3 protein-coding genes are annotated in these 3,554 nt (G+C 45.8%); 2 read left to right on the forward strand and 1 reads right to left on the reverse strand.

What is annotated here, in order from left to right; all coding sequences use genetic code 11:
- Positions 1 to 172: 172 nt before the first annotated feature.
- On the reverse strand, positions 173 to 1,753 hold the full coding sequence (locus QUA53_RS28695) for a photosystem II high light acclimation radical SAM protein (RefSeq protein WP_333101249.1): 1,581 nt from the start codon (positions 1,751 to 1,753) through the stop codon (positions 173 to 175).
- A 375-nt stretch (positions 1,754 to 2,128) separates the two neighbouring features.
- Between QUA53_RS28695 and QUA53_RS28700 the strand changes: the two genes are divergently transcribed.
- Together QUA53_RS28700 and QUA53_RS28705 are read left to right on the forward strand one after the other, a co-directional pair.
- Positions 2,129 to 2,518 (forward strand): DUF1830 domain-containing protein, encoded by a 390-nt coding sequence (locus tag QUA53_RS28700; protein WP_333067357.1) that lies wholly within the window; start codon positions 2,129 to 2,131, stop codon positions 2,516 to 2,518.
- A gap of 236 nt (positions 2,519 to 2,754) precedes the next feature.
- Complete coding sequence (locus QUA53_RS28705) at positions 2,755 to 3,345, forward strand: hypothetical protein (RefSeq protein WP_333101247.1); 591 nt, start codon at positions 2,755 to 2,757, stop codon at positions 3,343 to 3,345.
- Positions 3,346 to 3,554: the final 209 nt, after the last annotated feature.

The raw sequence follows: 3,554 nt of genomic DNA on the forward strand, positions 1-3,554 counted from the left end.
AGAAGGGTTTTTTCAGAGAATAACTCAGGCACAAATATGATTTTATGTCAACTTAATTTAGATGCGTTTACCCTGGCTATTTAGTCAATAATAAAAAGGGAAACAGAAGATACATTTTTCCTCCCATTTCCCATTTTTTAAATAACCGTAGTCATCACTGCGAACCTGGTAATTAATTAACTGCTGCCAACTGTTTGTCTTTGATTTCCACAGGCGCGGTTAATGCTTCTTCCAAATCCGCACAGCCGAGTTTTTCCTCCAAAATTGCCATCACTTCGCGGCCGAAATCATTGGAATTCCGCTGCCACGCTTCCAAACAAATTTGTCCGAAAAACGAACCCAAAGGTTCGGGATTCCACAGCAATTTGCGCGCTGTCCAAGGCATCAAACTCATCGGATCGTAACCAGGTTGCAGAATTTCCTGTTTAAAGGCGTATTCTTCCAAAATGGTGTGCGGCTGCAACCCAATAAAGAAAATCGCGGGTTCTACTTTATCTGCTCCAAAAATTCGCTCTAATTCTCGGTGATAAGCAATAGTTTGCCGGATGGTTTCAAAGGTTTCGTCAATGACGTTAAACGAGTAATTCACGGAAACCACATCGTTGTAACCGGCTGCTTTTAAATCGCGGCAATTCTCTAAAACTACTCGCAAGTTGTAGCCCATCCGCATTTTCCGAACCAGTTCCTGGGAACCGCTGGTGATGCCGATTTCAAAGTAATTCATGCCCGTTTTTACCATCAAATCGCACAAATCGGGTGTGAGATTGTCCGCACGGATGTAAGCGGCCCAGTGTATGTCAGTCATGCCTGCGGCGATGATTTTTTGCAATAATTCGATCGCATCGTCGATGAATTTGCGTGCTGGGATAAATTGAGCGTCGGTAAACCAGAAATTGCGGATACCTCGATCGTACAATTGCCGAATCTCCGCCACCACCTCATCCGCCGGATTGATCCGCACTTGCTTGCCTTCAATCACCGTATAAATGCAGTAACAGCAATTATGAGGACAGCCGCGTTTGGTTTGGACTCCGACGTAGAAGTCCATATCTTGTAGATAATAGGAAAATTCCGGCCAAATGGTTTCGATGTAGTTATAATCGCAAGCAGTTTTCTCGATGTTGGCTGGTTTTTCGTGAATTAGCTTCGCGCGCGGGACGGTTTCTCCCACCACATAACATCTTTCCTCGGCCAAATCTTCGCCCTTAATCAACTTCTCCAGCAAAGCTTCGCCTTCCCCCACCGAAACCACTGTTCCAGACGGCAAACTGCGTCCCAACTGCTCGTAAAACACGCTCACAGCACCACCGCCCACCACTGCACGAGCTTCGGGGCGGTATTTCCGGGCCCGCTTCAATCCGCGCTTGATCAGTCCCAAATTGCGCCAGAGTTCGGTGTAGTAAGACGCTGCTAAACGCAGTCCTCCGAGGGCTCCCCGGAACTTGATCAGCGGATTTTTGGCGTAGTAAAACTCGAAGGCATTTTGCAGCGGGTTGCCGCCCCTGCCGCCCACGGGCGCGTAAATTTGAATGTCCCGCCAAGAGAAAACCAGCAGAGTCGGCTTAAACTCGTCTATGCTGGCATCTAAAGCTTTAGCGAAATCTAGGGGGGGTACGGCACCTAAATCGAAAATGCGCTGTTCGACATTGGGAAACAGCTTGTGTACGTGATCCGAAAGATAGACAACTCCGATCGGGAAAATAGGATTGCAAGGGAGGCGAACGTACAGGACTCGGTTTTCTCGGTTTTCCATGATTGCCATATCCTAAAGTGGAACTTTTTCAGCTATGTTAATATTCTTTTAATATAACTTTACAATATGTCTAATTTTCGCAATTTGATATTAAATATTCTTAAATTTTTCTATTGGACTCAAGGCCGAGCTTGTTGGTGTCGATCGGCAACAGCAGTAGGAAAAAGCTACTTTTTAAGTAAATACAGCGTATTTTGACCGAAAATCCCAGCATAGAGTCAAAAATCACGTATTTATCCGGCTAAATACAAATTTTCGCGAGATAGGTCTCTAATGTGTTAGGGAGTTGGTAGTCGGCTTTACAGTAGGCTGGGATCGCCTAGTGTTAGCCTGAGAAGATAACTAAAACTTTTAGGCAAGGCTCCCTCAGCAGTTATGGCTCAAATTCTTGACCCCGTACCATCAGACACCGACAGCAAGATTCTGTGCTGCTACGTCAACGCCACCAGTCAGATTCAGATTGCTCGCATCGCCAACATTCCTAACTGGTACTTTGAACGAGTGGTGTTTCCCGGACAGCGCTTAGTGTTTGAAGCGATGCCGGCCGCAGCATTGGAAATTCACACCGGGATGATGGCTAGTGCAATTTTGTCGGATAAAATTCCTTGCGATCGCTTGCAGATTAACGAAGGCCCCTACTCAAACGTCAATCCTAGCAGATCGCCAGAGGCAGTTCAGGGCGATCGAACAGCAATGGCCGGCCGCCCCAAATCCCGAGAAATCTCAGAACCTTTGACTGTACCGGCACTAACCGCCGTCGATTAATCGGAGTTGTGAGTTTTGAGTTATAAATTGTCAGTGAATTGATAACTCCGCGCTCAAAATTCCAACTTCAGCAAAGCGTTAAAAACTCAACTCTTAAGAATCAAAGTTTGTGAAATGAATTTTAGATCGAAACTCCCGACTGCAAAGATTGTCTGGTTTTTCATATTTCCCTGAGTTTTGTTGGCGGGATCGACAACTGTGCAAAAATAGCATTACACAGCTTCTCGAATTCAGCCATGTCAGCACAACCGATCGCCCTTTCCCCATCTTCTGCCCCAGTATTTGAGCCAGCGGTATTCCGGCTTTCTCCCCTGATTAGAATCACGCTGTTGAGCTTGTACACAGCCCTGACAATTCCATTGCCGTTTTTGTCGGAAGTAACCCAAGCACCGGTTCCCCCTGCCGCACTCTGGGCGGCAATTTTTGTCGGGGCTGTGGGCCTCTACGGCGTGCTCAGTGAAAGGGTAATTTTGAGCGAGGAAGGGATTGAAGTCACATATCCCAACTGGTTTCCGCGTTGGTTTCGCAAGGGTTGGTCGCTACCTTGGACTGAGGTAAAAGCTCTCAAACCTCGAACGACTGGTCAAGGAGGTTTAGTTTACTATTTTTTGAGTCATTCTGGTGAAGGTTATTTGCTGCCAATGCGGGTGGCTGGATTTGCTAAATTAGTCGGTTTGGTGGAAGCAAAAACAGGTATTGATACTAGAGATGTTCGCCCTTTGTCGCAGCCTTGGATGTATCTTATTTTGCTCTTCTGTACGCTGCTGCTGCTGTTGGTGGATGCGTGGACTATTGTCACGGCGATCGGGCTTAAAGGTAATCTGTAATATTATGTCTGTTGTCTATTTAGTTTGTAACTTTTGGGAGGAGCTCGTGTCTACCCACAAGATTGCCATAAAAATAAGCAGACAAATTAAATACTCGACAACTTACAAACTTTTTGATTAGACAATATTGAATATAGTCATTTCAAATAAAAAAGAGACACTATTGAGCGCAGTAGGCACAGATGAGTTCATCTAAAGATGTGCCAGGA

The sequence above is a fragment of the Microcoleus sp. Pol12B3 genome, assembly GCF_036701355.1.
In the GTDB taxonomy this organism is placed as follows: Bacteria; Cyanobacteriota; Cyanobacteriia; order Cyanobacteriales; family Microcoleaceae; genus Microcoleus.

Excerpts from the sequence above, each read along its gene's own strand:
- QUA53_RS28695 (WP_333101249.1), bottom strand. The coding sequence starts at position 1,753 with ATGGAAAACCGAGAAAACCGAGTCCTGTACGTTCGCCTCCCTTGCAAT.
- QUA53_RS28700 (WP_333067357.1), top strand. The coding sequence starts at position 2,129 with ATGGCTCAAATTCTTGACCCCGTACCATCAGACACCGACAGCAAGATT.
- QUA53_RS28705 (WP_333101247.1), top strand. The coding sequence starts at position 2,755 with ATGTCAGCACAACCGATCGCCCTTTCCCCATCTTCTGCCCCAGTATTT.